Origin of the sequence: Noviherbaspirillum sp., assembly GCF_035654295.1 — a bacterium.
Lineage (GTDB): Bacteria > Pseudomonadota > Gammaproteobacteria > Burkholderiales > Burkholderiaceae_D > Noviherbaspirillum.
Map to the genome: position 1 here is coordinate 1 of NZ_DASRXF010000106.1, position 17,496 is coordinate 17,496.

15 protein-coding genes are annotated in these 17,496 nt (G+C 61.8%); 7 read left to right on the forward strand and 8 right to left on the reverse strand.

Going from position 1 to position 17,496, the window contains the following annotated elements:
* Positions 1 to 809 (reverse strand): pilus assembly protein PilM (locus tag VFF99_RS11310; RefSeq protein WP_325017913.1); only part of this gene is annotated, 809 nt, incomplete at its 3' end.
* 372 nt (positions 810 to 1,181) lie between these two features.
* Between VFF99_RS11310 and VFF99_RS11315 the strand changes: the two genes are divergently transcribed.
* Entirely contained in the window at positions 1,182 to 3,470 is a 2,289-nt protein-coding gene (locus VFF99_RS11315) for a penicillin-binding protein 1A (protein WP_325017935.1), read from the forward strand.
* Between the two features lie 56 nt (positions 3,471 to 3,526).
* Here the strand turns inward: VFF99_RS11315 and cyaY are convergent, their stop codons facing one another.
* Positions 3,527 to 3,862, reverse strand: coding sequence for an iron donor protein CyaY (gene cyaY / locus VFF99_RS11320; protein WP_325017915.1), 336 nt, complete (start codon positions 3,860 to 3,862; stop codon positions 3,527 to 3,529).
* Positions 3,863 to 3,900: 38 nt separating this feature from the next.
* Between cyaY and lptM the strand changes: the two genes are divergently transcribed.
* Together lptM and lysA are read left to right on the forward strand one after the other, a co-directional pair.
* Positions 3,901 to 4,077: an LPS translocon maturation chaperone LptM gene (lptM, locus tag VFF99_RS11325; RefSeq protein ID WP_325017916.1), complete on the forward strand. Its 177-nt coding sequence runs from the start codon at positions 3,901 to 3,903 to the stop codon at positions 4,075 to 4,077.
* Between the two features lie 14 nt (positions 4,078 to 4,091).
* On the forward strand, positions 4,092 to 5,375 hold the full coding sequence (lysA, locus tag VFF99_RS11330; protein WP_325017918.1) for a diaminopimelate decarboxylase: 1,284 nt from the start codon (positions 4,092 to 4,094) through the stop codon (positions 5,373 to 5,375).
* Here lysA and VFF99_RS11335 read toward each other — a convergent pair.
* The 5 genes from VFF99_RS11335 to VFF99_RS11355 form a co-directional block, all read right to left on the reverse strand.
* Complete coding sequence (locus VFF99_RS11335; RefSeq protein ID WP_325017920.1) at positions 5,346 to 6,014, reverse strand: protein-methionine-sulfoxide reductase heme-binding subunit MsrQ; 669 nt, start codon at positions 6,012 to 6,014, stop codon at positions 5,346 to 5,348. The two genes, lysA and VFF99_RS11335, sit on opposite strands and share 30 nt — an antisense overlap.
* The gene (msrP, locus tag VFF99_RS11340; RefSeq protein WP_325017922.1) at positions 6,014 to 6,979 is read right to left on the reverse strand and encodes a protein-methionine-sulfoxide reductase catalytic subunit MsrP; all 966 of its coding nucleotides are present in this window, start codon (positions 6,977 to 6,979) and stop codon (positions 6,014 to 6,016) included. Before msrP ends, VFF99_RS11335 begins: the two co-directional genes overlap by 1 nt.
* An 80-nt stretch (positions 6,980 to 7,059) precedes the next feature.
* Positions 7,060 to 8,223, reverse strand: coding sequence for a c-type cytochrome biogenesis protein CcsB (gene ccsB / locus VFF99_RS11345; protein WP_325017937.1), 1,164 nt, complete (start codon positions 8,221 to 8,223; stop codon positions 7,060 to 7,062).
* A 24-nt stretch (positions 8,224 to 8,247) separates the two neighbouring features.
* Entirely contained in the window at positions 8,248 to 10,353 is a 2,106-nt protein-coding gene (locus tag VFF99_RS11350; RefSeq protein WP_325017923.1) for a cytochrome c biogenesis protein ResB, read from the reverse strand.
* Positions 10,354 to 10,427: 74 nt separating this feature from the next.
* Complete coding sequence (locus VFF99_RS11355) at positions 10,428 to 11,087, reverse strand: c-type cytochrome (protein WP_325017924.1); 660 nt, start codon at positions 11,085 to 11,087, stop codon at positions 10,428 to 10,430.
* Positions 11,088 to 11,256: 169 nt separating this feature from the next.
* Between VFF99_RS11355 and yihA the strand changes: the two genes are divergently transcribed.
* The 4 genes from yihA to VFF99_RS11375 all read left to right on the forward strand — a co-directional run bounded on the left by yihA (position 11,257) and on the right by VFF99_RS11375 (position 15,630).
* The gene (yihA, locus tag VFF99_RS11360) at positions 11,257 to 11,952 is read left to right on the forward strand and encodes a ribosome biogenesis GTP-binding protein YihA/YsxC (RefSeq protein WP_325017926.1); all 696 of its coding nucleotides are present in this window, start codon (positions 11,257 to 11,259) and stop codon (positions 11,950 to 11,952) included.
* 205 nt (positions 11,953 to 12,157) lie between these two features.
* Positions 12,158 to 13,171, forward strand: coding sequence for a porphobilinogen synthase (gene hemB, locus VFF99_RS11365; RefSeq protein ID WP_325017927.1), 1,014 nt, complete (start codon positions 12,158 to 12,160; stop codon positions 13,169 to 13,171).
* 139 nt (positions 13,172 to 13,310) lie between these two features.
* Positions 13,311 to 14,567 carry a sterol desaturase family protein gene (locus VFF99_RS11370; RefSeq protein ID WP_325017929.1) on the forward strand — a complete coding sequence of 419 codons (1,257 nt, stop codon included), beginning with the start codon at positions 13,311 to 13,313 and terminating at the stop codon, positions 14,565 to 14,567.
* Positions 14,545 to 15,630 carry a magnesium transporter CorA family protein gene (locus tag VFF99_RS11375; protein WP_325017931.1) on the forward strand — a complete coding sequence of 362 codons (1,086 nt, stop codon included), beginning with the start codon at positions 14,545 to 14,547 and terminating at the stop codon, positions 15,628 to 15,630. Before VFF99_RS11370 ends, VFF99_RS11375 begins: the two co-directional genes overlap by 23 nt.
* A 29-nt stretch (positions 15,631 to 15,659) precedes the next feature.
* On the opposite strand, the gene dsbD is transcribed toward VFF99_RS11375, so the two are convergent.
* Positions 15,660 to 17,417, reverse strand: coding sequence for a protein-disulfide reductase DsbD (gene dsbD, locus VFF99_RS11380; RefSeq protein ID WP_325017933.1), 1,758 nt, complete (start codon positions 17,415 to 17,417; stop codon positions 15,660 to 15,662).
* Positions 17,418 to 17,496 lie beyond the last annotated feature (79 nt).

Genomic DNA, 17,496 nt, shown 5'->3' on the forward strand with positions numbered 1-17,496 from the left:
AGGAAGGGCTCCACGAGTTCGCGCTCGTAGCCGTCCGGCAGGTCGCCGGAGCGCTTCTTCGACTCGGCGTCTTCGAACGAGAGCCCGTAGGCGCGGACGATATCCTGTGTCAGCTGGTTGCCGCCGAAAGGCTGCTCGCGCTCGTAAATTGTCTGTCCGTCCTGCAGGACAGACACATGCGTGACCTGCGCACCGATCTGAAACAGTGCGACGATCTGACCCTGGCCGCCCTTGGGCAATTGCGCAGTGACGCGGTCGACCGTGGCCCGCGCGGCATACGATTCGATATCCATCACCGTCGGCTTGAGGCCGGCCGCTTCCGCGACCGCCACACGGTCTTCGACCTTTTCCTTGCGCGTCGCGGCAATAAGAACTTCCACATCGTCCGGCGCATTCTGTGCCGCGCCGATCACGCAGAAATCGAGGCTGACTTCCTCGAGCGCGAACGGGATGTACTGGTTGGCCTCGCTCTCGACCTGGACTTCGAGCTGGTCTTCCGTCAGGCCGGCCGGCAGGATGATCTTCTTGGTGATGACCGATGCGGGCGGCATGCCCAGCGCCACGTGCCTGGCCTTGGTGCCGCTTTTCTTCCAGACGCGGCGCACCGCCTCCGAAACCTGTTCGATGTTTTCAATGTTGCCGTCCACGACGGCGCCGCGCGGCAAGGGCTCGTTTGCGATCCGTTCCAGCCGGTATTCGTTCTTGCCCGTTTCCGACAGTTCGACGAGTTTGACGCCCGAGGTACTGATGTCCAGGCCGATCAACGGTGGATTCTTCTTGCCGAGTAACGATCCGAGATCAATGGCCAAGGGTTTTTCTCCCCGAAAATGTGGCGTATTGCGTGAACGCACCACTTATTTTTGTGTCGAAGCAATTGGATAATGTGGCGCTTCAACAAAAATCCGTTTAAAAACCTATATTTAGGTGATATATATCCAACGTTACATTAAATCCTAGCAATAAGCTTCAACTAGTGTAAAGCGATTTCCGAGAGGAAATTTGTAACCAGTTGCCAAAAGCCCACGCGGTGCCGGGACAACACTTGACATCCTGCTAATATCCGTTCATGTTGCCCCCCGCTATAATTCAGCAGTTCACTTTTCTCCTTCGGCTTCCCCTGCATGTCCAGCAATAAACCTGTCACCGACGCTCCCAAAGACGCGTCGAAGCCCCGCTTTTCCATGCTTGCGCGTCTCGCCCTTGGCCTTGTCGGGGGGCTCGCCGGACTGGCACTCACTGGCGTGCTCATCGTCTGTTTCGCCCTGGCGATGGCTTACCCGAACCTGCCGGAACTCGACACCCTCACCGACTACCGGCCCAAGATTCCCCTGCGAATCTACTCGGCCGATAACGTCCTGATCGGGGAATTCGGGGAGGAGCGCCGCAACCTGGTACGCATCAAGGACGTGCCGGACATCATGAAGAAGGCAGTCCTCGCGATCGAAGACGACCGCTTCTACGACCATAGCGGCGTCGATTACGTCGGCATCATGCGCGCCGCGCTGCATAACCTGACGAACAGCTCCAAGCAGGGCGCCTCCACCATTACCCAGCAGGTGGCCCGCAACTTCTTCCTGTCGAGCGAGCAGACGCTCAAGCGGAAGATCTATGAAATCCTGCTGGCCTGGAAGATCGAGCAGAACCTGTCGAAGGACCAGATCCTCGAGGTGTACATGAACCAGATCTATCTGGGACAGCGCGCCTACGGCTTCTCGTCCGCGGCGCAGATTTACTTCGGCAAGAAACTGGCGGACATCACGGTCGCAGAGGCGGCCATGCTGGCCGGCCTGCCCAAGGCCCCCTCGGCTTACAATCCGGTGGCCAATCCGAAGCGTGCCCGCGCGCGCCAGCAATACATCCTGCAGCGCATGTTCCAGCTCGGCTACATCACGGAGCCGCAGTATGAAGCCGCCCGGGACCAGGTGCTGAAGATCAAGACCAACAGCAGCGAGTTCGGCGTGCATGCCGAATACGTGGCCGAGATGACGCGCCAGCTCGTCTACGAGCAGTTCAAGGAAGAGACGTACACGCGCGGCCTGAACGTCTACACCACGATCACCAAGGCAGACCAGGACGCCGCTTACCTCGCGCTGCGCAAGGGCGTGATGGATTACGAGAAGCGTCACGGCTATCGCGGGCCGGAAGGCTACATGGAGATTCCGGCGTCCAAGGAACAGGCCGACCATGCGATCGAGGTCGAGCTGGCGGAGCATCCGGACAGCGACGACATCGTGGCGGCGGTGGTCCTCGAAGCCTCGCCCAAGAGCGTCAAGGCAGTGCTGTCCTCCGGCGAGGAAATCACGATCACCGGCCCGGGGCTGAGCTTTGCGACCAATCTCTTGAGCGAGAAGGCGCCGCCGGCAAAGAAGGTGCGGCGCGGTGCAATCATCCGCGTCACGCAGGATAACAACGCCTGGACGATCACCCAGATGCCGGAAGTCGAATCCGCATTCGTGGCGGCCAATACCGAGGACGGCGCCATCCGTGCCCTGATCGGCGGCTTCGACTTCAACCGCAACAAGTTCAACCACGTGACGCAGGCATGGCGCCAGCCGGGCTCGTCGTTCAAGCCCTTCATCTATTCCGCGTCGCTGGAAAAGGGCATGTCGCCTTCCACGATGATCGCGGATTCGCCGATCAGCTTCGATGCCGGACAGACCGGCGGGCAAGCCTGGGAACCGAAGAATTACGACGGCAAGTACGAAGGCCCGATGCCTATGCGCAAGGGCCTGGCCAAGTCCAAGAACATGGTATCGATCCGCATCCTGCATCGGATCGGCGCCAAGTACGGCCAGGAGTATGCGACGCGCTTCGGCTTCGAGGCGGAGAAGAACCCGCCCTACCTGACGCTGGCACTGGGCGCCGGCGCGGTGACGCCGCTGCAGATGGCCGGCGCCTACGCGGTGTTCGCCAACGGCGGCTACAAGGTCAGTCCATACATCATTACCAAAGTGACCGATACCACCGGCCGCGTACTGTCGGTGGCCATGCCGGACAAGGCGGGCGACGAGGCCAACCGCGTGATCGACGAGCGCAACGCCTTCCTGATGGACAGCATGATGAAGGATGTCGTGAAGCACGGCACGGCGACGCGCGCGCTGTCGATGAAACGGCCGGATATCGCCGGCAAGACCGGCACCACGAACGATTCGATCGATGCGTGGTTTGCCGGCTATCAGCCGAAGGTCGTGGCGGTGGCGTGGATCGGTTTCGACCAGCCGAAGAACCTGGGCAACAAGGAAACCGGCGGCGGCCTGGCGCTGCCGATCTGGATCAGCTACATGTCCAAGGCCTTGAAGGATGTGCCGGTCGAGGAACGCCCGGTGCCGGAGGGGATCATCCAGGTGGGCAACGAATACTATTACGCCGAGAATCCGCCGGGAACCGGGGTGCGCAGCCTGGGCCTGGGCAACGGCACCGGCGCCGAGGAAGAGAAAGCGAAGGATGAAGTGAAGAACGAACTGTTCTGAGCGACAGCTTCCTTGCGAGAGGCCGGTATCTGCAACGCGGAGCCGGCCTTTTTTCCTTACTGCCCGCCCAGCGACACAGCGACGCCGCCCTGCTCAGCAACCATCCGCGACAGCGCGGCGAATAGCTCGGACTGATCCCGGGTGTTCAGCCACTGATCGTTGATCCGCTTATAGTGGAAACCGCCGGAGCGCGCCGCCACCCAGATTTCCTGCATTGGCGCCTGGCTGTTGACGATGATCTTGGAACCGTTGTCGACGAACTCGATCTCCAGCACATTTCCGCTTCGGCTGCATTCCACGTCCAGGTCGCTGTCATTCGCGGCGCGCTCCAGCGCCGCCTCGATGGCTCCCAGCGTCTGGTCCGCCAGCGCCAGGAATTCGGTTTCAGTCATGCTACACTCCAAGGGTTCCCAAAACCGTGATTCTAATCGTGAAGTCAGTTCTTGACCTGTCGCGCGTTGCCGGCCTGTCCATCGCGATCCTGCTGGCAGGATGCGGCCAGAAGGGCCCGCTCTACCTGCCGGCCAAACCGCCCGCCGCAACACCAATGACAACGCCGGCGCCCCAGCAGGCGCCCGCACAACCCGCCGCGCCCGCTTCCAGATAGTTGTTTCTCATACCATGTCCCACTTTTCCTACAAGAACGGCGCACTGTGCGCCGAGAACGTCCCGCTGACTGAAATCGCCCGCCAGTTCGGCAGCCCGACCTATGTGTACTCGAAGGCTGCACTGGTTGAGAACTTTTCGGCCTATGCCAACGCATGCCGCGAGAACCGCCGCGATGAAAGTGCGGCCCTGGTCTGCTACTCGGTCAAGTCGAACTCCAATCTCGCGGTGCTGAACCTGCTCAGCAAGATGGGTTCCGGCTTCGACATCGTGTCGGGCGGCGAGCTGCTGCGCGTCATCGCCGCCGGCGGCGATCCGCGCAAGGTCATCTTCTCCGGGGTAGGAAAGACGCACGAGGAAATGAAGCTGGCGCTGTCGCACGACATCCTCTGCTTCAACGTCGAATCGACGGCAGAACTGCAGCGCCTCAACGAAGTGGCCGGCGAGGTCGGGAAGCAGGCGCCGGTATCGCTGCGCGTGAATCCGAACGTGGACCCGAAGACGCATCCGTACATTTCCACCGGGCTGAAGGAAAACAAGTTCGGCATCGCTTACGACGAAGCATTGACCGCCTACCGCACGGCAGCCGCGCTGCCGCACATTCGCGTCGTCGGCATCGACTGCCATATCGGCTCGCAGCTGCTGGACGACGCCCCCCTGCTCGAAGCGCTCGACCGCCTGATCGAACTGGCCGACCGACTTGCCCAGGAAGGCATCGTGCTGCATCACCTCGATATCGGTGGCGGCATCGGCATCACCTACGACAAGGACAAGCCGGTTGCGATCGGCGATTACCTGGGCCGTCTGTTTGCGAAGATCGACAAGTGGCGCCTGCACCAGTACAAGGGCGCACCGATTCAGGTCATGTTCGAGCCCGGCCGCTCCATCGTCGGCAATGCCGGCCTGTTGTTGACCGAAGTGGAATACCTGAAGCACGGCGCGGCGAAGAATTTCGCCATTGTCGATGCGGCCATGAACGACCTGATGCGCCCCGCGATGTACGAGGCATGGCACGGCGTGCAGCCTGTGGTGCAGCGTGTGACCGCGCCGAAGGTGTATGACATCGTCGGCCCGGTGTGCGAATCGGGCGACTGGCTGGCGCGCGAGCGCTCGCTGGCCATCGAGCAGGGCGACCTGCTTGCCATCATGTCCGCCGGCGCGTACGGCATGACGATGTCTTCCAACTACAACACGCGCGGCCGCGCCGCCGAAGTGATGGTGGACGGCGACAAGGTGCATCTCATCCGCCGCCGCGAAATGCCGAACGAGCTATTTGCGCTCGAGACGCTGCTCCCGTAATCCGTGAGGCGGCGCCGGTTGCATCCGGCGCCGCTGCAGCCACGGCTGCACCACATTCCAGTGCAGCCGCACAAGCAACAGCAGTGCGGCGATACTTCCGAACAGGGCCGGCTCGGCAAAATCGTTCTTGCCCGCCTTCATCCACCAGAAGTGCAGGATGCCCAGCGCCGCGATCAGGTAGACCAGCCGGTGCAGGGATTGCCAGCGCTTGCCGCCGAGGCGCTTCACCATGCCGTTGGTGCTGGTCACCGCCAGCGGGATCAGCAGCACAAAAGCGGTAAAGCCGACGGTGATGAAGGGCCGCTTCACCACATCCTTCAGCATTTCATTGAAATCGAAGAAGTGGTCGAACCAGAGGAAGGTCGTGAAGTGCAGCGTCGCATAGAAGAAGGCGAACAGGCCGAGCATGCGCCGCAGGCGGATCAGCCAGTGCCATCCGGTGAGCTTGCGCAGCGGCGTCACGAGGAGCGTGAGGCAAAGGAAATACAAGGTCCAGTCGCCGGTGTTGCGGGTGATGAACTCGATGGGATTGGCGCCCAGCCGGTCGGTGAAGGCGAACAGCACCAGCCGCGCAAACGGCAGCAGCGATGCCGCGAAAAGCGCGGCCTTGGCCAGCGCGATCTGTCTTGCGGTAATCATCAGTAGAACTTTTTCAGGTCCATGCCGGTGTACAGCGATGCGACCTCGCTGTAACCATTGAACATCAAGGTCTTGCGCTTGCGCGTGAAGAAGCCGTCTTCGCCGATGCGGCGCTCGGTCGCCTGCGACCAGCGCGGATGGTCGACATTGGGATTGACGTTCGAATAGAAGCCGTACTCCTGTGGCGCCGAGATGCTCCACGCCGTCTGCGGCTGGTCCTTCACGAAGCGGATGCGGACAATCGACTTGGCCGACTTGAAACCATACTTCCACGGCACCACGATGCGCACCGGCGCGCCGTTCTGGTTCGGCAGGACTTCACCATACATGCCGAGCGTCAGCAGCGTGAGCGGATGGCTGGCCTCGTCGAGGCGCAAGCCTTCGACGTAGGGCCATTCAAGCACCGGGCTGCGCAGGCCGGGCATCTGCTTCCTGTCGGCGAGCGTGACGAATTCGACGTACTTGGCGTTCCCGGTCGGCTCGACGCGCTTGATGATTTCGGCAAAGGAATAGCCGATCCAGGGAATGACCATCGACCAGCCTTCCACGCAGCGCAGGCGATAGACGCGCTCTTCCAGTGGGGCCAGCTTGAGCAGGCTGTCGATGTCGAGCGTGAGCGGCTTCCTGACTTCGCCCTCGATCGCGATGGTCCAGGGCCGGGTGCGCAATGAACCCGCCGTGCGCGCAGGATCGTCCTTTTCGGTGCCGAATTCGTAGAAGTTGTTATAGGTGGTCGCGTCCTTGTAGGACGTCGGCTTGTCCATCACGACGAAGCCGGGATTGGGCTTGGCGGCGAGTTTCTGTCCGCCCGGCGCCTGCGCGAACGCGTCGAGCAGCGCACCGCCGGCGATGGAGCCGACGGCAAGCTGCCGGATGAATCTGCGGCGCGATTCGAAGATCGCACGCGGGGTGATTTCGGAGCCGAACGGGATATCGATTCCGTTCGGATTGCGCTTGATTAACATACCGGCTCCCGTGAAGGCTGTGGTAGCGCTTTGTCTATCCTGACAGTCCAACCTTACAACAAATTCACGCCGGCCGTTTTTTAGAGTGCTCCGTAGGAGTGCAGGCCGGAGAGGAACATGTTGACGCCAAGGAAAGCGAAGGTCGTCACCAATAGGCCGGCCAGCGCCCACCAGGCGGCCACCTGGCCGCGCAAGCCCTTCATCAGGCGCATGTGCAGCCAGGCGGCGTAATTGAGCCAGACGATCAGTGCCCAGGTTTCCTTCGGGTCCCAGGACCAGTAACCGCCCCAGGCTTCCGCCGCCCACAACGCGCCAAGGATGGTGGCAATCGTGAAGAAGGCAAAGCCGACGGCGATTGCCTTGTACATCACGTCATCGAGCAGTTCCAGCGCCGGCAGGCGGTCGACGAAGATGCCCTTCAGCTTCAACAGGTAGGCCACCGCCACCATTGCCGCGAGCGCGAAGGTGCCGTAGCCGACGAAGTTGGCCGGCACGTGGATCTTCATCCACCAGCTTTGCAGCGCCGGCACGAGCGGCTGGATCTCGGCCGCGTCGCGGCTGACGGTGTACCAGAGCAGGAAGCCGACCGCGGCGGAAATGACGAGCAGCACGAAGGGGCCCAGCTGGCGGGTGGCGTAATGCTCTTCGTAATACAGGTAGAACAACGCCGTGATCAGGCAGAACAGCACGAAGACTTCGTACAGGTTCGACACCGGGATGTGGCCGACGTCAGGCCCCACGAGGTAGGACTCGTACCAGCGCACCAGCATGCCGGTGAAGCCGAGCACGACGGCCGCCCAGGAGAGCTTGCTGCCGACGGCGCCGCCGAAATCCGAACGCAGCGCAAGCCCGCCCCAGTAGAACAGCGTGGACAGGAAAAACAGCGTGCTCATCCACAGGATGGCGGATTGGCTGGACAGGGCGTACTTGAGGAAGAACTTGCTATTGGCAGCTTCGAGCGAGCCGGCGTAAAGGGCGATCGCGGCGAGCGACAGTGCGGCAAGGACGGGCATCAGCCACCGCACCTGCTTCCATTGCCAGCCCAGCCAGGCGAAGGTCGGCGCGGCCAGCAGGAGGATGCCTTTTTCGTACACGTCCATGTACTCGCCGAAGCGGTTCAGCGCGAACAGGGCGCCGGCGAGCAGCGCCGCGCCGTAGAGCCAGTCGACAAGCGTCAGGCGCTTGAAGTAACCGGGCGGCGGGGAATACGTTTGCGATTGGGTTTGCGATTGCGTCAGTTCCATCATGTCCTCCGAAGCGCGTGCAGCTTACACCGATTGCTTGAGTTGCGCTTTCAATACCTCGAATTCCTTTTCGAAATCCAGCGTCTTGCGCTGCGTGCTCATGGCCATCAGTGCGTGGGTGCCGTTCGCGTCCGGCTTGAGCCAGATCCACAGGCGGCGCTCGCGGATGTAGAACATCGCAAACACCCCCAGCACCAGCAGCAGACATCCCAGGTAGACGACGTTCTTGCCTGGCGAGCGCGTCACTTGCAACACAGAAGCTTTGACTTCCTCGAACTCCTGCAGTTGCAGGTAGACAGGCGCGCCGTAGAAGCTCGCGTCGGAGAGTGCGTTGATGGCAAGCTGCAGGAAGCGCTCTTGCTTGTCCTCCGCGGAAACAGGTTTCAGCCCCGCCTTCTCGCGTGCCGCCTGCCACAATTCCCACATCGTGCCGTTCAGGATTTTCATGAACACTTCCGCGGCCTTCTGCTGCTCGGCCTGCGGCACCTGTTCGAGGAACTTCGAGACGGCGACATAGCCGGCTTCCTTGCCGTTGCCGGCAAAGATCTCCAGCCCGCGCCGCGCCGATTGCTGCAATTGCTCGCGCAGCGCGTCGACGCCTGGTCTCGTTGCGGGCATTGCGCGTTGCGCGTAGCGCCGGGCCGCGATATCAAGCAAGCCGGGGTCGCCCAGAGCTGCGCGCAGGCGCATCCATTCCTGCACGGTATCGTTGTCGTCGGCGGGAATGCGCAGGTAACGGAATGGCTCGTTCGGCGTCTCACGCATGCCGGTCAGGAAGACGTAGTTGCCCTCGAGCTGCACCGGCTGCATGTAATTGTGATACTCGCGCGCCTGCCCCGTCTTGTCCCGCAGCTTGTACTGGACGCTGGGGCCGACGTTCTTCAGGTCCTTGTTGTTCGGATTCTTTGCCGCCGAGCCCAGCTGCTTGTCGAGACCCGCGGTGAACCGTTCGTTGAAGCTCTTGTCGGGATCGACGGCACGCACGTCCTGTCCGCCCTCTGCAAGGTTCTCCACGTTGAACGGCCTGAAACCCGACCATTCGACGGTGTACTCACCCTGGCTGTCCTTGCCCAGCGGCGTGGTGCCGCCCACTTCGCCGGCGAGCGGGAAAGGCGTGGCCTGCGCGCCGGTCATCGGATACGCAGCCAGCTTGAGCTTGCTGCCGCCGTCGTCGAAGCTGGATTGGTAGACGGCGATGCCCTTGTAAATCAGCGGCTCGTTCACCTTGATCGTGGCCTCGAAGGTCTTGCCCGTCTCGCTGTCGCGCACCACGACTTCGCTGGCGAACAGCTTCGGCATGCCGGTCGAGTAATGCTCGATGATGAATTTCTTGAGATGGATAGAGAACGGCAGTTCTTGCACCAGCACGCCGGCCTGCTGCGGAATCATGGCCGTCGTGCTCGTCGAGCCTTCGGGGATGAAGGTGTTTGCACGGAAAGTCGGGTTGCCGGTGCCGAGGCGGTGCTGCTCCGGAATCTCCGAGATCACGCCCGAGCCCGCGAACGGTGTCTTGCCGTGGAACCATTGCTGGAAGCGGATCGGCAAGTCCGAGTCGAGAAGACCGCCGATGCAGATGATGACGATGGCCGAGTGCGCGAGGATGTAGCCCCATTTGTTGGCGGCGCCATGCTTGGCGGCGATCAGCACCCCATTTTCCTTCGGCACGGTGAGGGACTTGTAGCCATGCCCGCCGATCCGGAGCGCCAGCTCCCGCGCCAGCGCGTCGATCGGCCTGCCGCTGCTCCATTCCATCTTGTGATGGAAATTGCGCAAGGATTGCTCGCGCACGTTTTCGCGCCAGCTCCGCATGTCGCGCAGCATTTTCGGTGTGTTGCGGACAATGCACAGCGTGGTGGAGACGACCAGGAAGGCCATGATCAGCAGGAACCACCACGCCGAATACACCGTATACAAGCTCAGCTTGTTGAACACCTCGAACCAGAACGGACCGAACTGGTTGACGTAGTTGGGCATCGGCTCATTCTGCTTGAGGACGGTGCCGATGACCGAGGCAATGGCGATCAGCGTCAGCAGGCTGATCGCGAAACGCATCGATGAAACCAGTTCGACGGCATCCGCCAGCCAGCGGCGTTCCGTCTTCAGCTGCAATCCGGAGGTGCTTACATTCATTTTTCTGTGCCTGAAATGAAAAGGGGGTGGCATCTGCCACCCCCTCCATTTATTTTTTTCTGCTACTGCTGGTCTTACTTCAGGCCGGCGATGTAGTCCGATACGGCCTGGATTTCATCGTCGGACATGCGCTTGGCGATGGTCGTCATCTGTGCGCTGTTCTTGCGCGCGCCCTGGCGGAAAGCGGTCAGCTGGGCAGCGGTGTAGTCCTGGTGCTGGCCGGCCAGGCGTGCAAACTGTGCCGGGATGCCGGCGCCGCTGGCGCCGTGGCAGCCCGCGCAGGCCGGCACGTTCTTCTCGGCGATGCCGCCGCGGTAGATCTTCTTGCCCGCTTCCACGGTTTCCTTGTTCTTCGCGGCGCCCGGCTTGGATTCCTGCTTGTCGAGGTAGGCGGCGACGTTCTTGATGTCCTGCTCGGACATGCCCTTGGCGATGCCGCTCATGACCGGGTTGTTGCGTTGCGGAGTCTTGAAATCGGCGAGCTGCTTGGCGAGGTATTCGGCGTGCTGGCCGGCCAGCTTCGGGTTCTGGACGATGGTGGAATTGCCGGCCGCGCCGTGGCAGCCTGCGCAGGCGATCACGCCGCGCGAAGCGTCGCCGCTGTTGTACAGTTGCTCGCCCTTCGCAGCATCAGCTGCGGGCGCCTTTTTCTCTTCTGCAGCATAAGCGATCGAGGAAACCGCCAGCATCGCAACGAACAAGGACTTCACAAACGGGGAAAACACACGGTTCATTCAAACACCCTGAGGACTTGATATTTTAAAATTCTGGCTAACTCTGACTATCGGGACAGCTCAAAGCCAAGTGCGTTGTGCTTTTGCGGCGCAACAACACAATAACCCCTTATTGTACAATAGCTTTCAAGCATTTCTCCCTTCTTTCGCTGCATTTTTCGGCCTCTCTATGTCCCTACTTTGGCAAGCCCGCTTCTTCACCACGGTGAACCACCTCCGCGATTTGCCAAACACGCAAGTCCCTGAAATCGCCTTTGCCGGCCGCTCGAATGCGGGCAAGTCGACCGCGATCAACATCCTGTGCAACCAGAAGCGGCTGGCGTTCGCCTCCAAGACCCCCGGTCGCACGCAGCACATCAATTACTTCTCGATCGGCGGCGCCCACGTCGGCCAGCACCGGAAAGACCCGACCAAGGTCGATGAAATCACGGCCTTGCTGGTCGACCTGCCGGGCTACGGCTATGCCGAGGTACCCGGCGAGGCGAAGAATCACTGGAACGAATTGCTCGGCACCTACATCCAACAGCGCGAGCAACTGGCGGCGCTTGTGCTGATCATGGATGCGCGCCGCCCCTTCACCGAGCTCGATGTGCAGATGCTCGAATGGTTCGCGCCGACCGGCAAGCCTGTCCATTGCCTGCTGACCAAGGCGGACAAGCTGAACCGCAACGAGTCCACCAATGCCTTGCGCCAGGCGCGCACGGTGCTGCAAAGCTACGCCGATGAGGAGGGACAGGCGTTCCCCTTCAGCGTGCAACTGTTTTCGGCACTGAAACGCGTCGGGTTGGATGAGGCAAATGACCGTATCCTTGATCTGCTTGGCTTGAGCGATAGCAGTGCCGCCGTGGATGACGGCGATCAATGAAGGAAACCTGCGGGCAAAAAAAACCCTGGAGAAAGGGGAAGATCTCCAGGGCAGTAACGCCATATCGCTAATGCCACGATAGGCCCCGCTCAGGGAGGAGAAGCGGGAGGTGAATGATCACCTATTCCTAAGAGTGATCGCCTCCGGAAAAGTTTCAGGAATCTATACAATTTATTCATCGCATCCCCATTTCTCATTTATTGCCATGACACATTCCCTGCTGCCGAACCATTTTCCCGCCATCCGGATGCGCCGCATGCGCAAGGACGCCTTCTCCCGCGCAATGATGCGCGAGCATGTCGTCACCACGTCCGACTTGATCTATCCCGTCTTCATCCTCGACGGCAAGAACCAGCGCGAGAAGGTGGCATCGATGCCCGGCGTCGAACGCCTTTCGGTCGACCTGCTGATGGCGGTGGCGGAAGACTGCGTCGCACTCGGCATCCCGGTCATGGCATTGTTCCCGGTGATCAATCCTTCCCTGAAGACGCCCGACGGCATCGAAGCCGTGAACCCGGAAGGCCTGGTGCCGCGCGCGGTGCGCGAACTCAAGCAACGCTTCCCGGAGCTCGGCATCCTGACCGACGTAGCGCTCGATCCCTACACCAGCCACGGCCAGGACGGCGTCATCAATGCCGACGGCTACGTGCTGAACGACGAGACCAGCTCCCTCCTGACGCGTCAGGCGCTGGTACAGGCGGAAGCCGGCGTGGACATCGTCGCGCCGTCGGACATGATGGACGGCCGCATCGGCGCCATCCGCGCGGCACTGGAGGGACGCCATTTCATCCACACCCGCATCATGGCGTACTCGGCGAAATATGCGTCGGCCTACTACGGCCCCTTCCGCGACGCGGTCGGTTCGGCGGCCAACCTCGGCAAGGGCGACAAGAGCACCTACCAGATGGACCCGGCCAACAGCGACGAAGCGCTGCGCGAAGTGGCGCTCGACCTGGCCGAGGGCGCCGACATGGTCATGGTGAAGCCCGGCATGCCCTATCTCGACATCGTGCGCCGCGTGAAGGACGAGTTCAAGGTGCCCACCTTTGCCTACCAGGTCAGCGGCGAATACGCGATGATCAAGGCGGCCGCACAGAACGGCTGGCTGGATCACGACAAGGCGATGATGGAAGCCATGCTGTCGTTCAAGCGCGCCGGCGCCGATGGCGTGCTGACCTACTTCGCACGCGACATCGCGCGCCGTCTCAAGCAGCTCTGATTTGCTCGCGTCGGCTGCCCGGGCAGCCGACGCTCCCTTCCGCGCGGAAACCTGATCGCTCCCTCTAACTTCGCAGCGCGCGCCGCGTGCGCATTCCGCTACCATTTCCGAAGCAATATAAAAACCATCGGAGACGGACATGCAGGAAAAAGTGATCACACTGGCCACGCCAGTATTCTTCCTATTGATCTTTGTCGAACTCGCTGTCGGCTTCCTGCGCGGCCGTCACAACTACCGCGTCAACGATGCCATCAACAGCCTGAGCCTGGGCGTGATCAGTCAGGTCACCGGCGTCTTCACGCGTCTGCTGCGCATCGGCATCTACGCCTGGCTGGTGGAGCATATTGCCCTCTTCGACCTGCCGGCAGGCGCACCCTGGGTCTGGGTCACCGGCCTGCTCCTGTACGACTTTTGCTACTACTGGCTGCATCGCGCCGGACATGAAGTGAATGTGCTGTGGGCGGCGCATGTGGTGCACCACCAAAGCGAGGCCTATAACCTTTCCACAGCCTTGCGGCAGACCAGCAGCGGCGCCCTCCTCGGATGGATCTTCTACCTGCCGATGGCCCTGCTCGGTTACCCGGTCGAAGTCTTCGTCGTTGTCGGGCTGATCGACCTGCTCTACCAGTTCTGGGTCCATACCGAGCAGATCGGAAAGCTGGGCTGGTTCGATCGCGTGTTCGTGTCGCCGTCCAACCACCGGGTGCACCATGCGGTCAACGATATCTACCTCGACAAGAACTATGGTGGCATCCTCATCCTGTGGGACCGGTTGTTCGGCACCTTCATCGAGGAGCGCGATGACACGCCCGTCGTCTACGGCACGCGTAGTCCGCTGCGCAGCTGGAATCCGTTCTGGGCGAACCTGGAGGGATACAAGGCCATCTGGATGGACTGCTGGCGCGCGCACCGCTTGCGCGACAAGCTGCGCGTCTGGGTTGCGCCTCCCGGCTGGCATCCCGCCGACGTCGCCGCGCGCTGGCCCGGCAAGCCGTTCGATATCGCCCGCCCGCTTTATAATCCCGCGCTGACCCGGAGCGAACAGGGCTATTGCCTGGCGCAGTTCGTTGCGGTCCTGCTGGTGACGACGCACTTCCTGGACGCCTACGGGAACATGGGCGCCGCGGCACTCGCGGCCTACGCATGCTGGCTGTGTGGAGGATTGTGGATCATCGGGGGATTGCTCGAGCGGCGATTCGTCTATATGGTTCTGGAATCGGTCCGCCTCGTTGCCACCGTTGCCGGCGTCGCTTGGAGCGGGGCATGGTTCGGGCCGGTGATGCTTCCCGTGCCGGCGCAGGCGGTCATCGTCGCAGCGGGCGCAGGGTCGCTGCTGGCGCTCTGGCGCATCTTCAAACCGCTGCCATCCTCACATGGATATCTTTCACGTCAATAGCAATCAAGTCACCCAACTCGAACGGCTCGACGGCGGCCCTCCCCCGCATGGCTTCCTGTGGATCGATGTCACGCATGACGAAGTCGCGGCCGACCCTGCCGCCTGGCGCGATACGATTGCAAAGCTGACCGGCACGCTGGTCTACGATCCGCACATGACGGATGTGGTCAATCTCAGCCATCCGTCCTATTTCGACTCTACGCAGGACTATGCGATGGTCGTGTTCCGCAAGCTGGCGCTGGACGGAACCGGCGCGCCGGAGGAACCGGCTTCTGCGCGAAAGATCCCACCTGCGCTGACCAAGCTTGTCACCAAGCCTGTGGCTTTCCTCTTGATGGAGAACGCACTGGTCACGGTCCATGCACCGAATAGCCGGACCATCGAAGCGACACGCGCACGCCTGCTGGAGTACAGGAGCAAGCGGGACGGCAGCGCGAATGGCCTGCGCCCGCCCGGGTCGCCGGAGGAACTGATGCTGCGCCTGCTCAATGCGATGGTCGACCAATACCTGGCGCTGCGCCAGCCGCTCACGGGGCAGATCGACCGCTGGCAGCGCGCGCTGCTGAATCCCAGCAGCGCGTTCAAGGACTGGAATGCATTGCTCGACGCCCGCATCGAACTGCGCAAGCTGGACCACCTGTGCGAGGGACAGCGCGATGCGATGCAGGAGCTGCGCGACTATATGGTCGACACCATGGATGGTTCTCAGAACGGCCGCATCAAGGACCAGATGCTGGTGCGGGTGAACGATGTGATGGAGCACATCACGCGCGTGCTGAACCACGCGCAGCGGCTCGAGTCCACCATCGAATCTGCGGTACAGATCCACTTCTCGGCGATGGCGCACCGGACCAGCGAGATCATGCGCACACTGACGGTGATCACCGCGCTGTTCATGCCGCTGACCCTGATCACCGGCATTTTCGGCATGAATTTCGCTGTCATGCCGCTGCTGCAGGACGAGTCGGGATTCTGGATCACCATCGGGCTGATGGCCGTCATCGTGGCGGTGCTGCTCGTCCTTTTCTGGCGCAAGCGCTATCTCGACGACAAGGACCGATAAAAAAAGCGCCCGTTGCGGGCGCTTTGTCGTCAGAAGCTCGTGACCAGCGAGAGCGAGTTCAGGAATCGTTCCGCGTTCTGGTAACCGATCACGCGGCCGCCCTGGATTTCACGCCCCTGCTTGTCGAAGAAAATGATGCCGGGCGGGCCGAACAACTTGAAGCGCTTGAGCAGTTCCTTGTCGTCGGCGTTGTTCTCCGTGACGTCCGCCTGCAGCAAGACCATGTTGGCAAATTGCGCCTGCACGCGCTTGTCGGAGAATGTCAGCTTTTCCATTTCGATGCAGGACACGCACCAGTCGGCATAGAAATCGAGCATCACTGTCTTGCCTGCAGATTGGGCAACCGCTGCCTCCAGTTCCGCCACCGATTTGACGCGCTTGAATTCTGTCTTGTGCACCTTGCCGCCGAGATGCGCGATCGGCGCCAGCGGGTCGCGGCCGCCTGTTGCTGCGCCGGCAAGTTGCACCAGTCCGAAGGCGGCGAACAACAGGCCGGCGATCTTACCGGCTTTGCCAGCCTTCCAGATCAGGTAGGCGCCGTAGCCGAGGCCAAGGACGGCCCAGCCGATCATCGGGACCCAGCCGGGAATCACCGGCGTGATGATCCAGATCGCCAGCCCAAGCATGAGCACGCCGAAGAAGAATTTCACCGACTCCATCCAGGCACCGGCGCGCGGCAGCAGGGTACCGGCAGAAAGGCCGACCAGCATCAGCGGCACGCTCATGCCGACCGCCATTGCAAACAGCGCACCGCCGCCGACGATGACGTCGCGCGTCTGGCTGATGTACAGCAGCGCCCCTGCCAGCGGCGCGGCTACGCAGGGCCCGACGATCAGGGCGGAGATGGCGCCCATTGCGAACACGCCCGCCATCTTGCCGGCCGACTGGCGGCCGGAAGCGTCCGTCAGTTTCGCCTGCAGCGCTGCGGGGACTTGCAACTGGTACACGCCGAACATGGACAGGGAAAGCCCGGCCATGAGCAAGGCGAATGCGCCGAGCACCCAGGGGTTCTGCAAGGCGGCGGCAAGACCTTCGCCCGCCAGGCCGGCGGCGACGCCGAGCGCGGTATACACCAGCGCCATGCCGAGGGAATACGCTGCCGACAAGGCAAAGCCGCGGCCGCGGCTGACGTTCGTGCCTTCGCCGACGATGATCGAAGACAGGATGGGCACCATCGGCAGCACGCAGGGCGTGAACGACAATCCGATACCGAGCAGCAGGAACAGGGGCAGGATCGCCATCAGCTTGCCACTCCGCAGGGAAGCTTCGATTCGACCCATCTCCGAATCCGCTGCGCTGCCCGTGCCGGCCATCGATACCGGCATCACGCTGCCGTCGGTAGAGAGGCTCGCGACCGATTCCATCGGCGGGTAGCACAAGCCTTTGTCCGCGCAACCCTGGCCTGTCGACTTGAGAGTGAAGGCGCCGCTTGCGGTGACAGGGATGGTGATCGCAACCGTGCCGCGGTAGCTCTCCACGTCCTTCTGGAAGGTCTCGTCGAACTTGATCTTGCCCGGCGGGATCACCGGCTCGCCCAGGGTCGCACCTTCGGCCTTGAACTTGAACGCCTCGCGGTACATGTAGTAACCGTCGGCGATCCTGTATGTCACTTCGGCGGTCTTCGCGTCGATCATGCGCGCGGAGAACTTGAACGCAATCTCGGGTTCGAGAAAATCCTCCGACGCGTGGGAAAGCGGCGCAAGCATGGCCGCAACGGCAAGCAGCAGTCCCGCAACGATCCTGCCCGCGGGAGAAAGCAGCGCGGGCAATCCAAATGACTTAAACATCCACATCTTTCTTGGTTTCCGTGACAACCCAGTCCAGGTACGCCGGCAAGCCGGCAGTAACGGGGACAGCAATGATTTC

Bases quoted from the DNA above. Each gene is read 5' to 3' on its own strand.
- VFF99_RS11315 (WP_325017935.1), top strand. From the start codon at position 1,182: ATGCTTGCGCGTCTCGCCCTTGGCCTTGTCGGGGGGCTCGCCGGACTG.
- cyaY (WP_325017915.1), bottom strand. From the start codon at position 3,862: ATGACTGAAACCGAATTCCTGGCGCTGGCGGACCAGACGCTGGGAGCC.
- lysA (WP_325017918.1), top strand. From the start codon at position 4,092: ATGTCCCACTTTTCCTACAAGAACGGCGCACTGTGCGCCGAGAACGTC.
- VFF99_RS11335 (WP_325017920.1), bottom strand. From the start codon at position 6,014: ATGATTACCGCAAGACAGATCGCGCTGGCCAAGGCCGCGCTTTTCGCG.
- msrP (WP_325017922.1), bottom strand. From the start codon at position 6,979: ATGTTAATCAAGCGCAATCCGAACGGAATCGATATCCCGTTCGGCTCC.
- ccsB (WP_325017937.1), bottom strand. From the start codon at position 8,223: ATGGAACTGACGCAATCGCAAACCCAATCGCAAACGTATTCCCCGCCG.
- VFF99_RS11350 (WP_325017923.1), bottom strand. From the start codon at position 10,353: ATGAATGTAAGCACCTCCGGATTGCAGCTGAAGACGGAACGCCGCTGG.
- VFF99_RS11355 (WP_325017924.1), bottom strand. From the start codon at position 11,087: ATGAACCGTGTGTTTTCCCCGTTTGTGAAGTCCTTGTTCGTTGCGATG.
- yihA (WP_325017926.1), top strand. From the start codon at position 11,257: ATGTCCCTACTTTGGCAAGCCCGCTTCTTCACCACGGTGAACCACCTC.
- hemB (WP_325017927.1), top strand. From the start codon at position 12,158: ATGACACATTCCCTGCTGCCGAACCATTTTCCCGCCATCCGGATGCGC.
- VFF99_RS11370 (WP_325017929.1), top strand. From the start codon at position 13,311: ATGCAGGAAAAAGTGATCACACTGGCCACGCCAGTATTCTTCCTATTG.
- VFF99_RS11375 (WP_325017931.1), top strand. From the start codon at position 14,545: ATGGATATCTTTCACGTCAATAGCAATCAAGTCACCCAACTCGAACGG.
- dsbD (WP_325017933.1), bottom strand. From the start codon at position 17,417: ATGTTTAAGTCATTTGGATTGCCCGCGCTGCTTTCTCCCGCGGGCAGG.